The 14666-nt window shown below is 70.7% G+C and carries 19 protein-coding genes; 12 read left to right on the top strand and 7 right to left on the bottom strand.

The window, feature by feature from the left end; all coding sequences use genetic code 11:
* Positions 1-15: 15 nt before the first annotated feature.
* The 3 genes from ABZS97_RS05135 to ABZS97_RS05125 are packed head-to-tail and all read right to left on the bottom strand — an operon-like array spanning position 16 to position 2051.
* A complete protein-coding gene (locus ABZS97_RS05135; RefSeq protein WP_356133696.1) occupies positions 16-570 on the bottom strand; it encodes a GNAT family N-acetyltransferase in 555 nt (184 codons plus the stop codon).
* A 43-nt stretch (positions 571-613) separates the two neighbouring features.
* On the bottom strand, positions 614-1600 hold the full coding sequence (locus ABZS97_RS05130; protein ID WP_356133694.1) for a 2-oxoglutarate and iron-dependent oxygenase domain-containing protein: 987 nt from the start codon (positions 1598-1600) through the stop codon (positions 614-616).
* A complete protein-coding gene (locus ABZS97_RS05125) occupies positions 1593-2051 on the bottom strand; it encodes a nucleoside deaminase (RefSeq protein ID WP_356133692.1) in 459 nt (152 codons plus the stop codon). The genes ABZS97_RS05130 and ABZS97_RS05125 overlap by 8 nt, the downstream gene beginning before the upstream one ends.
* Positions 2052-2243: 192 nt before the next feature.
* Between ABZS97_RS05125 and ABZS97_RS05120 the strand changes: the two genes are divergently transcribed.
* The gene (locus ABZS97_RS05120) at positions 2244-2675 is read left to right on the top strand and encodes a DUF5959 family protein (RefSeq protein ID WP_356133690.1); all 432 of its coding nucleotides are present in this window, start codon (positions 2244-2246) and stop codon (positions 2673-2675) included.
* Between the two features lie 21 nt (positions 2676-2696).
* Here the strand turns inward: ABZS97_RS05120 and ABZS97_RS05115 are convergent, their stop codons facing one another.
* Positions 2697-3686, bottom strand: coding sequence for a zinc-binding dehydrogenase (locus tag ABZS97_RS05115; protein ID WP_356133688.1), 990 nt, complete (start codon positions 3684-3686; stop codon positions 2697-2699).
* Between the two features lie 102 nt (positions 3687-3788).
* Between ABZS97_RS05115 and ABZS97_RS05110 the strand changes: the two genes are divergently transcribed.
* From ABZS97_RS05110 to ABZS97_RS05100, 3 genes are all read left to right on the top strand, one after another.
* Positions 3789-4133 (top strand): helix-turn-helix transcriptional regulator, encoded by a 345-nt coding sequence (locus tag ABZS97_RS05110; protein WP_356133686.1) that lies wholly within the window; start codon positions 3789-3791, stop codon positions 4131-4133.
* Between the two features lie 51 nt (positions 4134-4184).
* On the top strand, positions 4185-4799 hold the full coding sequence (locus tag ABZS97_RS05105; RefSeq protein WP_356133683.1) for a hypothetical protein: 615 nt from the start codon (positions 4185-4187) through the stop codon (positions 4797-4799).
* Between the two features lie 119 nt (positions 4800-4918).
* Positions 4919-5869, top strand: a complete 951-nt coding sequence (locus ABZS97_RS05100; protein ID WP_356133681.1) for a DMT family transporter — start codon at positions 4919-4921, stop codon at positions 5867-5869.
* Here the strand turns inward: ABZS97_RS05100 and ABZS97_RS05095 are convergent.
* Together ABZS97_RS05095 and ABZS97_RS05090 are read right to left on the bottom strand one after the other, a co-directional pair.
* A complete protein-coding gene (locus ABZS97_RS05095; RefSeq protein WP_356133679.1) occupies positions 5766-6647 on the bottom strand; it encodes a LysR family transcriptional regulator in 882 nt (293 codons plus the stop codon). The genes ABZS97_RS05100 and ABZS97_RS05095 overlap by 104 nt on opposite strands.
* 1 nt (position 6648) lies before the next feature.
* Positions 6649-7041 carry a PLD nuclease N-terminal domain-containing protein gene (locus ABZS97_RS05090; protein ID WP_356133677.1) on the bottom strand — a complete coding sequence of 131 codons (393 nt, stop codon included), beginning with the start codon at positions 7039-7041 and terminating at the stop codon, positions 6649-6651.
* Between the two features lie 165 nt (positions 7042-7206).
* On the opposite strand from ABZS97_RS05090, the gene ABZS97_RS05085 reads away from it, so the two are divergent.
* The 8 genes from ABZS97_RS05085 to ABZS97_RS05050 all read left to right on the top strand — a co-directional run bounded on the left by ABZS97_RS05085 (position 7207) and on the right by ABZS97_RS05050 (position 13762).
* Positions 7207-8664: a menaquinone biosynthesis decarboxylase gene (locus tag ABZS97_RS05085; protein ID WP_356133675.1), complete on the top strand. Its 1458-nt coding sequence runs from the start codon at positions 7207-7209 to the stop codon at positions 8662-8664.
* Positions 8661-9563, top strand: a complete 903-nt coding sequence (mqnP, locus tag ABZS97_RS05080) for a menaquinone biosynthesis prenyltransferase MqnP (protein WP_356133673.1) — start codon at positions 8661-8663, stop codon at positions 9561-9563. Before ABZS97_RS05085 ends, mqnP begins: the two co-directional genes overlap by 4 nt.
* Positions 9564-9594: 31 nt before the next feature.
* A complete protein-coding gene (locus tag ABZS97_RS05075; protein ID WP_356133671.1) occupies positions 9595-10281 on the top strand; it encodes a UbiX family flavin prenyltransferase in 687 nt (228 codons plus the stop codon).
* 76 nt (positions 10282-10357) lie between these two features.
* Complete coding sequence (locus ABZS97_RS05070) at positions 10358-10813, top strand: Lrp/AsnC family transcriptional regulator (protein ID WP_356133669.1); 456 nt, start codon at positions 10358-10360, stop codon at positions 10811-10813.
* 49 nt (positions 10814-10862) lie between these two features.
* The gene (mqnE, locus tag ABZS97_RS05065; RefSeq protein WP_356133775.1) at positions 10863-12026 is read left to right on the top strand and encodes an aminofutalosine synthase MqnE; all 1164 of its coding nucleotides are present in this window, start codon (positions 10863-10865) and stop codon (positions 12024-12026) included.
* Between the two features lie 14 nt (positions 12027-12040).
* Positions 12041-12565, top strand: coding sequence for a GNAT family N-acetyltransferase (locus tag ABZS97_RS05060; protein WP_356133667.1), 525 nt, complete (start codon positions 12041-12043; stop codon positions 12563-12565).
* Between the two features lie 138 nt (positions 12566-12703).
* Complete coding sequence (locus ABZS97_RS05055) at positions 12704-13006, top strand: DUF4229 domain-containing protein (protein ID WP_356133665.1); 303 nt, start codon at positions 12704-12706, stop codon at positions 13004-13006.
* A 102-nt stretch (positions 13007-13108) separates the two neighbouring features.
* Positions 13109-13762, top strand: a complete 654-nt coding sequence (locus tag ABZS97_RS05050) for a TetR/AcrR family transcriptional regulator (RefSeq protein ID WP_356133663.1) — start codon at positions 13109-13111, stop codon at positions 13760-13762.
* 18 nt (positions 13763-13780) lie between these two features.
* Here the strand turns inward: ABZS97_RS05050 and ABZS97_RS05045 are convergent, their stop codons facing one another.
* On the bottom strand, positions 13781-14641 hold the full coding sequence (locus ABZS97_RS05045; RefSeq protein WP_356133661.1) for a MaoC/PaaZ C-terminal domain-containing protein: 861 nt from the start codon (positions 14639-14641) through the stop codon (positions 13781-13783).
* Positions 14642-14666: the final 25 nt, after the last annotated feature.

Raw genomic sequence — 14666 nt, 5'->3', positions numbered from 1 at the left:
AGGCGGCGGCGGTGGTCACATCGGCAACGAGAGCAGGCGGACCGCTCCGGCCGGCCAGTCCGCGTCGGCGTGCAGCGGGGTCCACATGGTGCGCAGCGGCATGACGGTGAGGCCTCCGGGTTGCTCGACCTGGATGTCGCCCTCCAGGGGGTGCCAGCCGAGGCGCCGGTAGAGGGGGACGAGGGGCGGGCGGCAGAAGAGGAGCGCGTGCCGGGGGCCCATCGTCCGGGCGTGGTCCAGGGCCGCCGTGACGACGAGCCGGGCCAGGCCCTTCCCCCGCAGGTCGGGCGCGACGGCGACGCCGCCCACGCCGACCACCTCGGTCTCGGCACCCCCGATCGACAGGGGCAGCCTCAGCAGACCGGCATGGGCCACGAGGCGGCCGTCCAGCCTGATGCCGAAGTGGTCCTCCTTGGGCAGCCAGGTCAGACCGGCGTCCGCGACGCCGAAGGGATCGGCGCCGTCGCCGAGGATCTCGCTCTGGTCGGTCTTCGTATATCCCGCGAGGCGCACCGCAGTCGGCGAAGAGGGAGAAGAAGAGGGAGAAGAAGGGGACAGGTGATCAGCCATGCCGACCATGTTCTCCCTCCGTGGGTGCGGGCCTCCACATGGGTCAGCCGACGGTGATCGAGTCGAGCTTCTCGCGCAGGTAGACGTGTGAGTCCACCGGTTCGTGGGCTACCCGGCCGATCGGCGCGGGGACCGACTCGACGAGCGTGCCGGGGGTGCACTCGCCGAAGTAGACCAGGGACATCAGCTCCTCGGCGGGGGCGTCGGCGGGCGGTGGCAGGACGCGGTGGCGGCCGGAGCGCCAGCGGTCGCCCGTCCAACGCGCCATCAGATCACCGATGTTGATGGTGAACGCCTCAGGGTCGAAGGGCGCGTCCTCCCAGCCGCCCTCGTCGGTGAAGACCTGCAGCCCGCCCTTGCCCGCCTGCCGGTCCAGGATCGTCACCGTGCCGAAGTCGGTGTGCGGGCCGATACGGAACTGGCCCTCCTGAGGCTCGCCGACGACCTCCGTACCCGGGTACCAGTTGATGTTGAAGCCGTACGTCGGGTGGGCCATGTGCTTCGTGAAGAAGTCCGGCTCCAGGCCCAGTGCCTCGCCGAGGAGCGCGAGGAGGTGGTTCTCCAGCTCGCCCATGCGCGCGAGGTACTCCTCGCAGAGCTCTTGCAGTCCGGGCGTCTCGGCGGGCCAGACGTTCGGCGCGTACCACTCCGCGTTGGTCTCCGGGTCCTCGAACGGCTCGTGCGTCGCGAACGTCAGCGACTCCTTGAGGTCCGGCGGGGTCTGCGTGCCCTCCGAGTAGCCGTTGGCCTCGGCGCCGGGGCCCAGCCAGCCGCGGCCGCCGACCCGGGCGGCGTACCGCTCCTTCGTCCCGGCGGGAAGCACGAAGAACGCGCGGGCGGCCTCGCGGACGCGGGCGCGCAGCGACGGGTCCACGCCGTGGCCGGTGACGAGGAGGAAACCGGCGGTCTGCAGGGCGCGGTCGACGGTGCCGGCGATCCCGGCGCGGGCGGCCTTGTCCCCCGACACCCAGGGCCGGAGGTCGATCGTCGGGATGCGGGGGGTCCGGGGGCTGCTCGCCGGGCTACTCACCGATGTCCTCGTTCCACAGTTCCGGGTTGTTCCTGATGAAGTCGCGCATCAGGGCGGTGCACTCGGCATCGTCGAGGAGCACGATCTCCACGCCGTGCTCCGCCAGCCAGTCGTGGCCGCCGTGGAAGGTCGCCGCCTCGCCGACCACGACCCGTGAGATGCCGAACTGCCGCACCAGGCCGGAGCAGTACCAGCACGGCGACAGGGTCGTCACCATCGTCGTACCGCGATACGTCCGCTGCCGTCCCGCCGCGCGGAAGGCCGCCGTCTCCGCGTGCATCGAGGGGTCGTCGTCCTGGACGCGGAGGTTGTGGCCGCGGCCGAGGAGCGCGCCGTCCCTCCCGTACAGCGCGGCCCCGATGGGGATGCCGCCCTCCGCGAGCCCGGCGCGGGCCTCCTCGACGGCAGTCGCCAGCCAGCTGCGGGCCTGCGCCTGATCGATGTGCTCCATGCCTCCCACTCTGGACGAAACACCGGAGCGACGCAGGCAACCTCGCACACGAGATCCGCGCCGCCCGCTACGAGACCCGGTCGACGATGACGAAGGCCCGCACGCACCGCGCTGCCCCTCGCCACCGAGGACCCCGCGGATAGGCTTCGACCCCGTAGAGCGTGTGTGTGAGTGGAAGCCGGGGGAGTGCTGGTGGCCGAGGAAGCGATTGATCTGATTCGTCTGGCGGGTGAGGGCAACAGTGTTGTCCTGCGTGTCAGCGGGAAGGAACAGCGGTCCGGACCGGACTCGGGCGGGGCGTTGGCCGGGGAGTTCCTGGTCGATACGCCGTTCGTACGGGGGAGTCTCGAGGTCCGGGTGTTCCCAGAGGAGCTGCGGGAGTGGCAGGAGGCGCTGGACGCGCTCGATGCCGGGCAGGACATCGCCTGGCGGGAGGGTGCGCGCGGTGCCGAGCTGCACATCGAGCGGGACGCGGACGGGGAACGGGTCCACGTCACCGTCAGGGACGACTCGATGTCCCTGACAGCCGTGACGGTGACCGTTGCGCTGTCCGACGCCTGGTTCGACGACGCCTACGGGCGGCTGGAACTGGCCTGGAAGACCTGGCCGCCGGCGGAGAGCTGAGACCTCGGGCCGGCAGGGCCCTCAGCCCTCCACCCTCAGCAGCAGCTTCCCCGTGCTCGTCCGCGTCCCCATCAGCCGGTGGGCATCCGCCGCGTCCTCAAGCCCGAACTCCGCCGTCACCGGCAGGGACACCGCGCCCTCGACCACGGCCTTGAAGGACTCCTCGGCGATCGCACGCAGCTCGGCGGGAGCCGTCTGGGCGAGGGTGAGGATGGAGAACCCGGCGACCGAGAGGCCGATGGGGTACAGCTCCGGCTGGCCCACCTGCCAGGGCGCCGCCGAGCTCGCGTTGCCGAAGGAGACCAGCCGCCCGAACGGGGCGAGGGAGGCGAGGCTGCCGCGCAGGGTCTCACCGCCCACCGGGTCCAGCGCCACGTCCACGCCCCGGCCGGACGTCGCGTCGCGCACCTCGTCCACGAAGAAGGCCTTGTCGGAGGGGCCGGCGAAGACCTCGTCGTAGCCGTGGTCGAGCGCGTACTTCGCCTTCGCCGCGCTCGACACGACGCCGTACACCGTCGCCGCGCCCGCCGCCTTCGCCAACTGCCCCACAACCGTGCCCACTCCGCCCGCCGCGCCCTGGACGAGGACCGTCTCGCCGGGCTGCAGGCGGCCCACCTTGTGCAGGAGGGCGTACGCCGTCGGCAGCACGGTCGGCAGGGTGGCGCCGGTGCGCAGGTCCACGCCGGCCGGGAGCGGGAAGACGGTCACGGCGTCGGCCACGGCCACGTCCGCGTAGGCGCCGCCCTCGGTCAGGGCCGCCACCTCCTGGCCGGGTGCGAGGCCCGCGACACCGGCACCGACCGCCCGTACCCGTCCGGAGACCTCAAGTCCCGGCCGGAACGGCAGACCCGGCACGCGATACCCCTCCGAACGCGCCTTCAGGTCCGCGAAGTTCACCCCGACGTAGGCCACGTCGATGCTCACCTGCCCGGGGCCCGGCTCGGGGGCCTCCGCCTCCACCGTCCTGAGGACCTCGGGACCGCCGTACTCCTGGAACTCGATCGCGCGCATGCCACACACCCCTGGCTCGGCTGTTCAATGAAAAGCGAACACTCAGGAGTGTATGGTTTTCATCGAACACTCGGCAAGCGGGTACGGGGTAAGGAGCACGGCGTGTCTCAGCGCACCGGCGCCGGCGGTCATCGAGCGGCCCCCGAGCACACCCACCCCGACGACGTGCCCGTCCTCACCGCCCTCGGTGCCCTCGCGGATCCCGTACGCCTCAAGCTCGTACGGGAGTTGGCGGGCTCGGCCGAGTGGTCGCGCAGCTGCGGCAGCTTCGACGTGCCCGTCGGGAAGGCGACGCTGAGCCATCACTTCGCCGTGCTGCGGGGCGCGGGGCTGGTGGAGCAGCGGGACGAGGGGCCCAAGCGGGTCAACCGCCTGCGGAAGGACGAGTTCGGTGCCCGTTTCCCGGGGCTGCTGGAGCTGGTCCTGCGGGACGACCCGACCGCCTGAACCCTTCCGGCCCCTCCGGCGTCACAGTGGTGGGCGAAACGGAGGAGGGGCATGAAGAGGTACCTGTGGGCCGCCGTTGCCGCCGCGATCGTGGCCATGGCCGTCGCGGTCGCCCTGGCGCTGCACGGCCTCAGGAACCTGGGCGCCGACTCCGGTACCGACGCCCGGCCGAAGGCCGACACCGGCACGGAATGCACCGGCACCCGCCCCGTCGACAGCCTCCCCGAGGCCGACGACGGCTCCCCACCGGAGCGCGTCGTCACCCACATCGACAAGCTGGCGCACGGCAAGCGCTACTCCGACGTCTTCACCGGCCTGGCGCTCGACGAGGACCAGCACGCCGCCGACGTCTGGCGCACCCCCTCCGCCGCCTTCGACGACGAAGTCTGCGGATCCGCCGTCAAGGGCGTGACCGTAAGGCTGCACGACACCCACGTCGGCCGCAGGACGCTGGACGCCCTGGCCGACAGGATCGGCGACGACATGCGACGCTGGGACGGCACCTTCGGGATGCGCGAAGTCGGCCCGGACGAGCGGGGGTTCGTGCACGTCGGGGTCGACGACCCCGACAAGGCCGGGCCGATCGTCGAGAAGGCGTACGGGGAGAAGAACAGCCGGTACATCAAGGTCGAGTACGCCGAACAGGCCGAGGCCGCCGTCGGCTGACCCTCACCCGACCGCACCCCGCCGGGACCAGGTGTCATCGGCGCGGCCGATGAGGCCATCGGCAGGACGCCCCACTGGCGCGTGGACCGGCCGCACCGCCCGCTCGTAGCGTCGACGCCATGACCACAGAGAACAAGGGCACAGCCCAGTTGACGGCCGCGATGGTGCTCTCCGGCACCCTCGGCGTCTTCGTCGTCGAGTCCGGCGCCTCCCCCTTCAACGTCGTCTTCTTCCGCGTCCTGTTCGGTGCGCTCGCCCTCGGCACGTACGTCGTCGCCCGCGGCTGGCTGCGCGGCCACGGCTTCACCCCGCGCACCCTCGCACTCGCCGTCCTCGGCGGGGTGTTCATCGTCTTCAACTGGGTCTTCCTCTTCCAGTCGTACGAGAACACCTCGATCTCCGTCGCGACGGTCGTCTACCACACCCAGCCGTTCTACGTGGTCCTGCTCGGGGCGCTGCTCTTCCGCGAGCGGCTCACCGCCGCCAAGGTCGGCTGGATCGTCGTCGCCTTCGCGGGGCTGATCCTGGTCTCGGGGGTCACACCCGGCGACTTCACCAGCGGCGACAGCAGCTACCTGACGGGCGTCGGCCAGGCCCTCCTCGCCGCGCTCCTGTACGGACTGTCCACCCTGGTCACCAAGCGCATCACCGGCGTCCGCCCGCACCTCATCGCCCTCGTCCAGGTCCTCGTCGGCATCCCGCTGCTGCTCCCCTTCGCCGACTTCGGCGCGATGCGCGGCACCGGCGCGGACTGGGGCTGGCTGGTCGGCCTCGGGCTCATCCACACCGGCCTGATGTACGTCCTCATGTACTCCGCGTACGCCAAGCTCCCGACCGCGAAGATCGCCGTACTCGCCTTCACCTACCCGGCGGTCGCGATGGTGATGGACTGGGTGGTCTACGGCCACCACATCGGCCTCGTCCAGGCGCTCGGCGTCCCGCTGATCGTGACGGCGAGCCTGCGCGTCACCCTTGCTCGGACACCAGCCGCCGCGCCTGCTCCACAAACAGCCGGACATGGGCCGGAAGCCGCTTCCCGGACCGCCACGCCAGTTGCGTCACAAGGGTGAACGGCGGCTCCCAGAGCAGCTGTTGGAGCGTCCCCTCGGCAAGTTCGGCGGCGACCGTCACCTCGGGAAGCAGGGCGATCCCGAGACCGGCCGCCGCCGCGCGTTTGGTGGCCTCGATCGTGCCGAACTCCATGAACTGCACCGGGGCCGGCGAGTTGAGCTCCCGCTCGAACAAGTCCCGGTAGGCGCAGCCGGGTTCGGTGGCCAGCAGCGGTTCCCGTACGAGATCGGCGGTGCCCGCGGGCTTCCCGGCGAGCCGGTGCCCGGGCGCCGCGACCAGCGCGAGGGGCTCCACCGCGAGGACCGCGACCTCAAGACCCGGATGCTCGGTCTCCGCCTCCATCAGGAACCCGACGTCATAGGTCCCCTGCCGCAGCGCCTGCCGCGTCTCGTCGCCCAGCGTCGGGCGCATGGACAGCCGTACGCCCGGATAGCGGTGGTGGAACAGCTCAAGGAGCGGCGGCAGCCGGTAGGACGTCAGCGACTCCATCGTGCCGACCGTCAGGGTCCCGGCGAGCTCCTCGGTGCCGGTGACGGCCGCCCGCGCCTCCTCGTTCAGCTCGATGATCTGCCGGGCGTAGGGCAGCAGCCGCTCGCCGGCCTCCGTCAGCCGGATTCGGCTGCCGAGCCGGTCGAAGAGCTCCGCGCCGAGCGAGGACTCCAGCGCGCGGATCTGGCTGGTGACGCTGGACTGCGCGTACTTCAGCTCCGCCGCGGCCTGAGTGAAGCTCAGGACGGACGCGACCTTCTCGAAGGTGACGAGCAGCCGCAGCTCCATGTCAGGACTCGTCGTCCGTGCGGCCCTCGCGCCGCCGCAGCTCCTCCTCGCGGCGCCGCAGATCGGCCTCCCAGTCCTTCAGCAGCGACTCGTCCTTCTTGGCCTCGGCCTTCAGGGACTTCAGGAACTCGGGGTTGTCGTCGGGCGCGACGAACTCGGAGCGGTGGTTGCGGTGCCACTCGGAGGGCGTCGAGCCGCCCGCCGGACCGCGCCGCGACCTGCCCGCCGCGAGCCAGGCGATCGGGCCGATCAGCACCTCGCCGAAGAGCAGCACGATGATCACCCACACCACCTTGGGCAGGTGCCTGACCTCGTTCTCCGGAGTGTTGAGGCAGTCGATGAACGCGTAGATCCACAGCGCCAGGACCAGCAAATACGGCAGATACCGAAGCATGCCCGAACGTTCCCCCAGTGAGCGACGGCGGGGCGGCGTAGGGCCCCGGTGACGGCCACAGGGTAGCGGGTGCCCGCTGCGTCTTCCCGGGGGACAACCCCCGGACCCCCGGCCGAACAGCGGGGCGGGCGCAAGTGGCGAGTACACCTCGGCGATACTTGACACATGGCTTACGACGATCTTCGCTCGCTGCTGCGGGCGCTGGAGCGCGAGGGCGACCTCAAGCGCATCAAGGCCGAGGTGGACCCGTACCTGGAGGTCGGGGAGATCGTCGACCGGGTGCAGAAGGCCGGCGGGCCCGCGCTGCTCTTCGAGAACGTGCGCGGCTCGGCGATGCCCCTCGCGATGAACGTCTTCGGGACCGACCGGCGGCTGCTGAAGGCGCTCGGCCTGAAGTCGTACGGCGACATCTCCGACAAGATCGGCGGGCTGCTGCGGCCCGAGCTGCCGCACGGGTTCGTCGGCGTGCGCGAGGCCTTCGGGAAGCTCGGCGCGATGACGCACGTACCGCCGAAGAAGGTGAAGTCCGACAACGCGCCCGTCCAGGAAGTGGTGCTGCACGGTGACGACGTCGACCTCGACGCCCTCCCCGCCCTCTTCACCTGGCCGCAGGACGGCGGCTCCTTCTTCAACCTGGGGCTGACCCACACCAAGGACCCGGAGAGCGGTATCCGCAACCTCGGGCTCTACCGCCTCCAGCGCCACGACAAGCGCACCATCGGCATGCACTGGCAGATCCACAAGGACAGCCGCAACCACTACCAGGTCGCCGCCCGGCGCGGGGAGCGGCTGCCCGTCGCCATCGCCTTCGGCTGTCCGCCCGCCGTGACGTACGCCTCCACCGCGCCGCTGCCCGGTGACATCGACGAGTACCTGTTCGCCGGGTTCATCCAGGGCAAGCGGATCGAGATGGTCGACTGCAAGACCGTCCCGCTCCAGGTCCCCGCCAACGCCGAGGTCGTCCTCGAAGGGTGGCTGGAGCCCGGCGAGATGCTCCCGGAGGGGCCGTTCGGCGACCACACCGGGTTCTACACCCCGCAGGAGCCCTTCCCGGCGCTCACCATCGACTGCGTCACCATGCGCAAGCGGCCGCTGATCCAGTCGATCGTGGTCGGCCGGCCGCCCACGGAGGACGGTCCGCTGGGCCGGGCGACGGAGCGGTTCTTCCTCCCGCTCCTCAAGATCATCGTGCCGGACATCGTCGACTACCACCTGCCCGAGGCGGGCGGTTTCCACAACTGCGCGATCGTCGCGATCGACAAGAAGTACCCCAAGCACGCCCAGAAGGTGATGCACGCCGTCTGGGGGGCACACATGATGTCCCTGACCAAGCTGATCGTGGTCGTCGACTCCGACTGCGACGTCCACGATCTGCACGAGGTCGCGTGGCGTGCCCTCGGCAACACGGACTACGCCCGCGACCTCACGGTCGTCGAAGGCCCGGTCGACCACCTCGACCACGCCTCCTACCAGCAGTTCTGGGGCGGCAAGGCGGGCATCGACGCGACGAGGAAGTGGCCCGAGGAGGGCTACACACGGGACGGCGGCTGGCCGGAGATGGTGCTGTCCGACCCGGAGACGGCGGCGACGGTCGACCGCCGCTGGAAGGAGTACGGCCTGTGAGCTCAGCCGCCGCCGCGATCCCGCAGCCGGGGCGCACCAAGGCGTTCCTCCGTCTCGTGATGATCGAGCACTCGGTGTTCGCGCTGCCCTTCGCCTACATCGCCGCGCTCACCGCGATGTTCGAGTGGGACGAGAACATCCACTGGGGGCGGCTGCTCCTGGTCACCGTCTGCATGGTGGGCCTGCGCACCTTCGCGATGGCGGTCAACCGGATCATCGACCGGGAGATCGACGCCCGTAACCCCCGCACGGCGCATCGCGAGCTGGTGACCGGCGCCATGTCGGTCCGGCACGCCTGGACGGGCGCACTGATCGCGCTGGTGGTCTTCCTGGGCTCGGCGGCCCTGCTGAACCCGCTGTGCCTGGCGCTCGCCCCCATCGCCGTCATCCCGATGGTCGTCTACCCCTACGGCAAGCGGTTCACGAACTTCCCGCAGGCCATCCTCGGTCTCGCCCAGGCGATGGGCCCGATCGGCGGCTGGCTGGCGATCAGCGGCGAGTGGTCGTGGGACGCGGTGATCCTGGGGCTCGCCGTGGGTGTGTGGATCGGCGGTTTCGACCTCATCTACGCCTGCCAGGACGTCGAGACCGACCGCGAGATCGGGGTCATGTCCGTCCCCGCCCGCTTCGGGATCCCGGCCGCGATCCGGGGCGCGCGCGTCTGCCACGCCGTCACCACGGGCCTGTTCGTCTGGTACGCCGTCGCCACCGGCGCGGGCGCGTTCTTCTGGCTGGGCCTGGTGATCGTCGCCGGTGCCTTCCTCTACGAACACTCCATCGTGAAGCCGCACGACCTGTCCCGCCTCAACCGCGCCTTCTTCCAAGTCAACGGTTTCATCGGCATCGCCCTCTTCGCGTGCGCGCTGCTCGATCTGCTCGTCCGCGGCCTCACGGTCTGATTCCCCACCGCTGCCGGATAGGCTCGACACCATGAAGCCAGGACAGACGCAGCGCCGGCCTTGGATCGTGGGGGTGTCGGGCGCCTCCGGTACGCCGTACGCCGCCGCTGTGCTGCGCGCGCTTCTGGAGGCGGGGGAGAGCGTCGACCTCGTCGTCTCGCGCGCCTCCCGGCTCACCCTGCTCGACGAGACCGGCATCCCCTACCGCGACGCCCACTGGCAGGAAGACCTCTACGAGTGGCTGGCGCGCGGCGCCGACGGAAAGCCCGACACCTTCGGCGCGTTCCGGGATCGGATGGACGCCGTACGGCACTGGAGCGCGGGTGACCTCGCGGCCGGGCCGTCCTCCGGCTCGTACCCCGCCAAGGGCATGCTGATCGTGCCCGCCTCCACGGCCTGCGTCGCCGGGGTCGCGCTCGGACTCTCCAAGGACCTGCTGCAGCGCGCCGCCAGTGTCACGCTCAAGGAGGGGCGCAAGCTGGTCGTCGCCGTGCGCGAGACCCCGCTCGGCGGTCAGACGCTGAAGCACCTGGTCGCACTGGACGAGGCCGGCGCGGTGGTGCTCCCCGCGTCACCGGCGTTCTACGCGGGGGCGACGCACATCCAGGACCTGGTGGACTTCGTCGCGGGACGGGTGCTGGACGCGGCGGGCGTCGAGCACCGGCTGTACCGGCGCTGGGAGGGCGAGCTCGGCGGGGGCTCGCGCGGCGCCGACTGAGCACCGAGCACCATCTGCAGGGCGCACGACCACTCACACATTCTTCAGCACTTTTCAGCGGAAGGCTTTCGATCGCATGGACGCGGTGGACAGGCAGCTCATCCAGGCCCTGAGGGAGAACGGCCGGGCCTCCTACGCGGAGCTGGGGCGCCTCGTCGGACTGTCGGGACCCAGTGTCACCGACCGCATCAACCGTCTGGAGGCGGCCGGAGTCATCACCGGCTACCGCGCGACGGTCGACTCCGCCTCGCTCGGTCTCGGCGTGATCGCCCTCATCGGCATCTCGCTCTCCGACGCCGCCGACCACGAGGACGTGGCGCGCCGCATGAAGGACCTCACCGAGATCGAGGACTGCTGGTTCATCGCGGGCGACGACTCGTTCATGCTCAAGGTGCGGGCGAGCGACGTGGACGGCCTGGAGAAGACCATCCGGCGCCTGTCGGGAACCAAGGGCGTCTCCCGGACCCGTACGACCATCGTGCTCTCCACCAAGTGGGAGAACCGGGTGGGTGAGCTGCCCGAAGAGGCATAGAGGCGCTGGCGTACGGTTTGACGAAGTCTGCTGAGGAAGAGGTATGGGCATGGATGTCGGGCTCAAGCGCGAGCTGGAGGACAAGGTCCGGGCCGGTGAGCGGCTGACCCGCGAGGACGGCATCGCGCTGTACGAGTCGGACGACCTGGCCTGGCTCGGCGGGCTCGCCCACGAGGTGCGCACGCGCAAGAACGGCGACGTCGTCCACTTCAACGTCAACCGCCACCTCAACATGACGAACGTGTGCACCGCCTCGTGCGCGTACTGCTCGTTCCAGCGCAAGCCGGGCGAGAAGGACGCGTACACGATGCGCATCGAGGAGGCCGTCCGCCTGGCCAAGACGATGGAGGGCGAGAACCTCACCGAGCTGCACATCGTCAACGGACTGCACCCGAACCTGCCGTGGCGGTACTACCCCCGCTCGCTCAGCGAGCTGAAGAAGGCCCTCCCGAACGTCTCGCTGAAGGCGTTCACGGCGACGGAGATCCACCACTTCGAGACGATCTCGGGCCTCACGGCGTCGGAGATCCTCGACGAGCTGATCGATGCCGGTCTGGAGTCCCTGACGGGCGGCGGCGCCGAGATCTTCGACTGGGAGGTCCGGCAGCACATCGTCGACCACCGCACCCACTGGGAGGACTGGTCGCGCATCCACCGCCTCGCGCACGAGAAGGGTCTCAAGACCCCGTGCACGATGCTGTACGGCCACATCGAGGAGCCCCGCCACCGCGTCGACCACGTGCTGCGGCTGCGTGAGCTCCAGGACGAGACCGGCGGCTTCCAGGTCTTCATCCCGCTGCGCTACCAGCACGACTTCGTGGACATGAAGGACGGCAAGATCCGCAACCGCCTCCAGGCGCGGACGCAGATGGCCACGGGCGCCGAGGCCCTGAAGACCTTCGCCGTCTCCCGGCTGCTCTTCGACAACGTGCCGCACGTGAAGGTCTTCTGGGTCATGCACGGCGTCCAGACCGCGCAGCTCGCCCTGCAGCACGGCGCCGACGACATGGACGGCTCGGTCGTCGAGTACAAGATCACGCACGACGCCGACAACTACGGCACCCCGAACAAGCTGGGCCGCGAGGACCTGCTCGACCTCATCCGGGACGCCGGCTTCCGGCCCGTCGAGCGGAACACGCGCTACGAGATCATCCGCGAGTACGACGGTCCGGACGCGGGCCGCCGCGACGAGCCCCAGCCGATGCGGCTCTGAGGTCCGAAGGCACCATGGCACTGACGTTTCGACTGGACCCGCCCGGCGGACCGCACCTGCGTGAGGGTGTGCTCGCGTTGTGGACCGACGTCTCCAACGCGGGCGGCTCCGTCGGGTTCGTCCCGCCGGTCACGGTCGAGGACATCCGGCCCGAGTGGCTCAAGCACCTCGCCGCGATGACCGAGGGGCGCACCCGCCTGCTCGTCGGCTACGACGAGGAGGGCGCCGTCGCCGCCACCGCGTTCCTCGCGTTCAACACCCACCGGCTGATGACGCACTGGCTGTGGCTCTACACGGTCATGGTGCATCCCAGGCACCACGGCAAGGGGTACGGCCGCGATCTGCTGGCCGCCGCGGAGGACGCCGCCCGCGGCTTCGACGGCATCCGGGCGATCCGGCTCACCTGCCGGGGCGGCGAGGGCCTGGAGCGGTTCTACGCCTCCTGCGGGTACAAGGAGGTGGGCCGGGTGCCCGACGCGATCCGGGTGGCGCCCGGTGACGAACGCGACGACATCACGATGCTGCTGCCGCTCGGCTGAGGCGGTCGTCGAGGCCCCCCTGCAAGATCGGTGCCTCGGCGTGCTTCACTGGACGGTGCCCTTTGGGATCGTTCGGGACCGTTCTGGATGGATCCGGTCCACTGTGGATCTCTACGGAAGACGGAAGAGTGAGTTGAGATGCTCCGCTACACGCTGATGCGCCTTGGGATCCTCGCGGGCTGCCTCGTGGTCGTCGGAGGCCTCGTCTACTCCGGCATCGCCCCGCGCGGCCTCGGCGACTCCAACTACATGTGGGTCGTCCTGCTCTCCCTGGTGATCTCCGCGCCGATCAGCTTCGTCGTCCTGCGCAAGGAGCGCGACCGCGCCTCCGCGACCGTCGTGGCGCGCGTCGACCGCATGAAGGCCAACCTGGAGCAGAACCGCAGCCAGGAGGACGCCGTCGTCGACGACGCGACGCGGGCTCACGGGCAGCCGTCCTAACCTCGTCCGCCGGCTGTCCCGGCCTCGTCCGCCGGATGTCGTAGCAGGTTGTCGGCCACCCGTCAGGTGGTCAGGGCGTCGGTGGACCTTACGCTTGCCCGCATGGGTGCTGTGAAGAGCAAGCGGATGCCGCGTGCGGTGCGGGAACAGCAGATGCTGGACGCCGCCGTACGGACCTTCGGGCAACGCGGGTACCGGGCCGCCTCCATGGACGAGATCGCCGAACTGGCGGGCGTGTCCAAGCCGTTGGTCTATCTGTACCTGAACTCCAAGGAAGACCTCTTCACCGCCTGCATCCGCCGCGAGGCGGCCGCCCTGACCGCCGCCGTGCGCGCGGGCGTCCAGCCCGGCCTGCCCGCCGACCGTCAACTCTGGGAAGGGCTGCGGGCGTTCTTCACGCACACCGCGCACAACCCCGACGGCTGGTCGGTGCTGCACCTCCAGGCCCGTACGCACGGCGAGCCGTTCGCCGCCGAGGTCACCGCGATGCGCGAGGAGATCGTCGCGTTCGTCACGCAACTGATCGTCGTCGCCGCTCGGGAGGCCCACCGGGACCCCTCGCTGCCCGAGCGCGAGGTCGCCGGACTGGCCGCGGCCCTTGTCGGCGCCGCCGAGTCGTTGGCGGCCTGGGCCAATGCGACACCCGGTGTCTCGGCCAAGCAGGCCGCGGCGACACTGATGAACTTCGCGTGGGCGGGGCTCGGCGATCTCATGGAGGGGAGACCCTGGTCGCCGTCGTCCCCGTCATCCCCATGATCCACGTGAGCCCGTGGCCTACGTGATCGCGCGCACTGTGCCGGAGAGGTGGACGCGGTTGCCGCTGCCGCCCTCGCGCAGCCGGAAGGCGGGCCCCTCGGCGGCGTAGGTCACCGTTCCCGGGAGCAGGACCGGGGCCTTGAACTCCGCCCGCACGTGGGCGGCCTCCGGCACTCCGTGCTCGGCCAGGCAGCGGGCCACGGTCCACATGCCGTGGGCGATCGCGCGGGGGAAGCCGAAGAGGCGGGCGGTGAGCGGGTGCAGGTGGATGGGGTTGCGGTCGCCCGACGCGGCTCCGTAGCGGCGCCCGACGTCCGCGCCGAGGCGCCACTCGGCGAGGGCGGGCAGGGGATGGTGTTCCCGCGCCTCGGGGGCGAGGGCGGGCGCGGGGCGGCTGCCGGTGGTCCGGTGGCGCGCGAGATACGTGCTCCTGGACTCCCATACGAGCCCGTCGGCCCCCCTCAGCTCGGTCACCACCGTCGCCTCGGTTCCCCGCCGGTGCGGTGCCAACCCCTCGACGTAGACGGTGAGTTCGTACTCGCCGGTGGCCGCCACTCCCTGTCGCTGGGTGATCACGACCGACGTGTGCACCAGCCCGAGCAGGGGGAGGGGAAACCCCCGTCCCGCCATGATCCGCATCGCCGCCGGGAACCCGAGCACATGCGGATACGTGACCGGCAGCGCATCGGCGCCGGTGGCGAAGCCGCACACCCGCTCGTACGCCGCCAGCCGCGCGAGATCGACCCGGACGCCGGGCAGGACGAGCCGGGTGCGGGGGAAGTCGGCGTCCGGGCGCGGCCGTTTGAAGGGGGAGAGCAGCGCGCCTCGGGCCAGCACGGTGGTGAGCGAGGGAGATGCGGTGAGCGTGCGCGTGTCCATGGGGGCTCCAGGTGCTGGTGCGTGC

This window comes from Streptomyces sp. NPDC005485 (genome assembly GCF_040606085.1).
GTDB lineage: Bacteria > Actinomycetota > Actinomycetes > Streptomycetales > Streptomycetaceae > Streptomyces.
The sequence above is the reverse complement of the archived record's forward strand: the minus strand, read 5'-3'. Positions and strand labels throughout refer to the sequence as shown.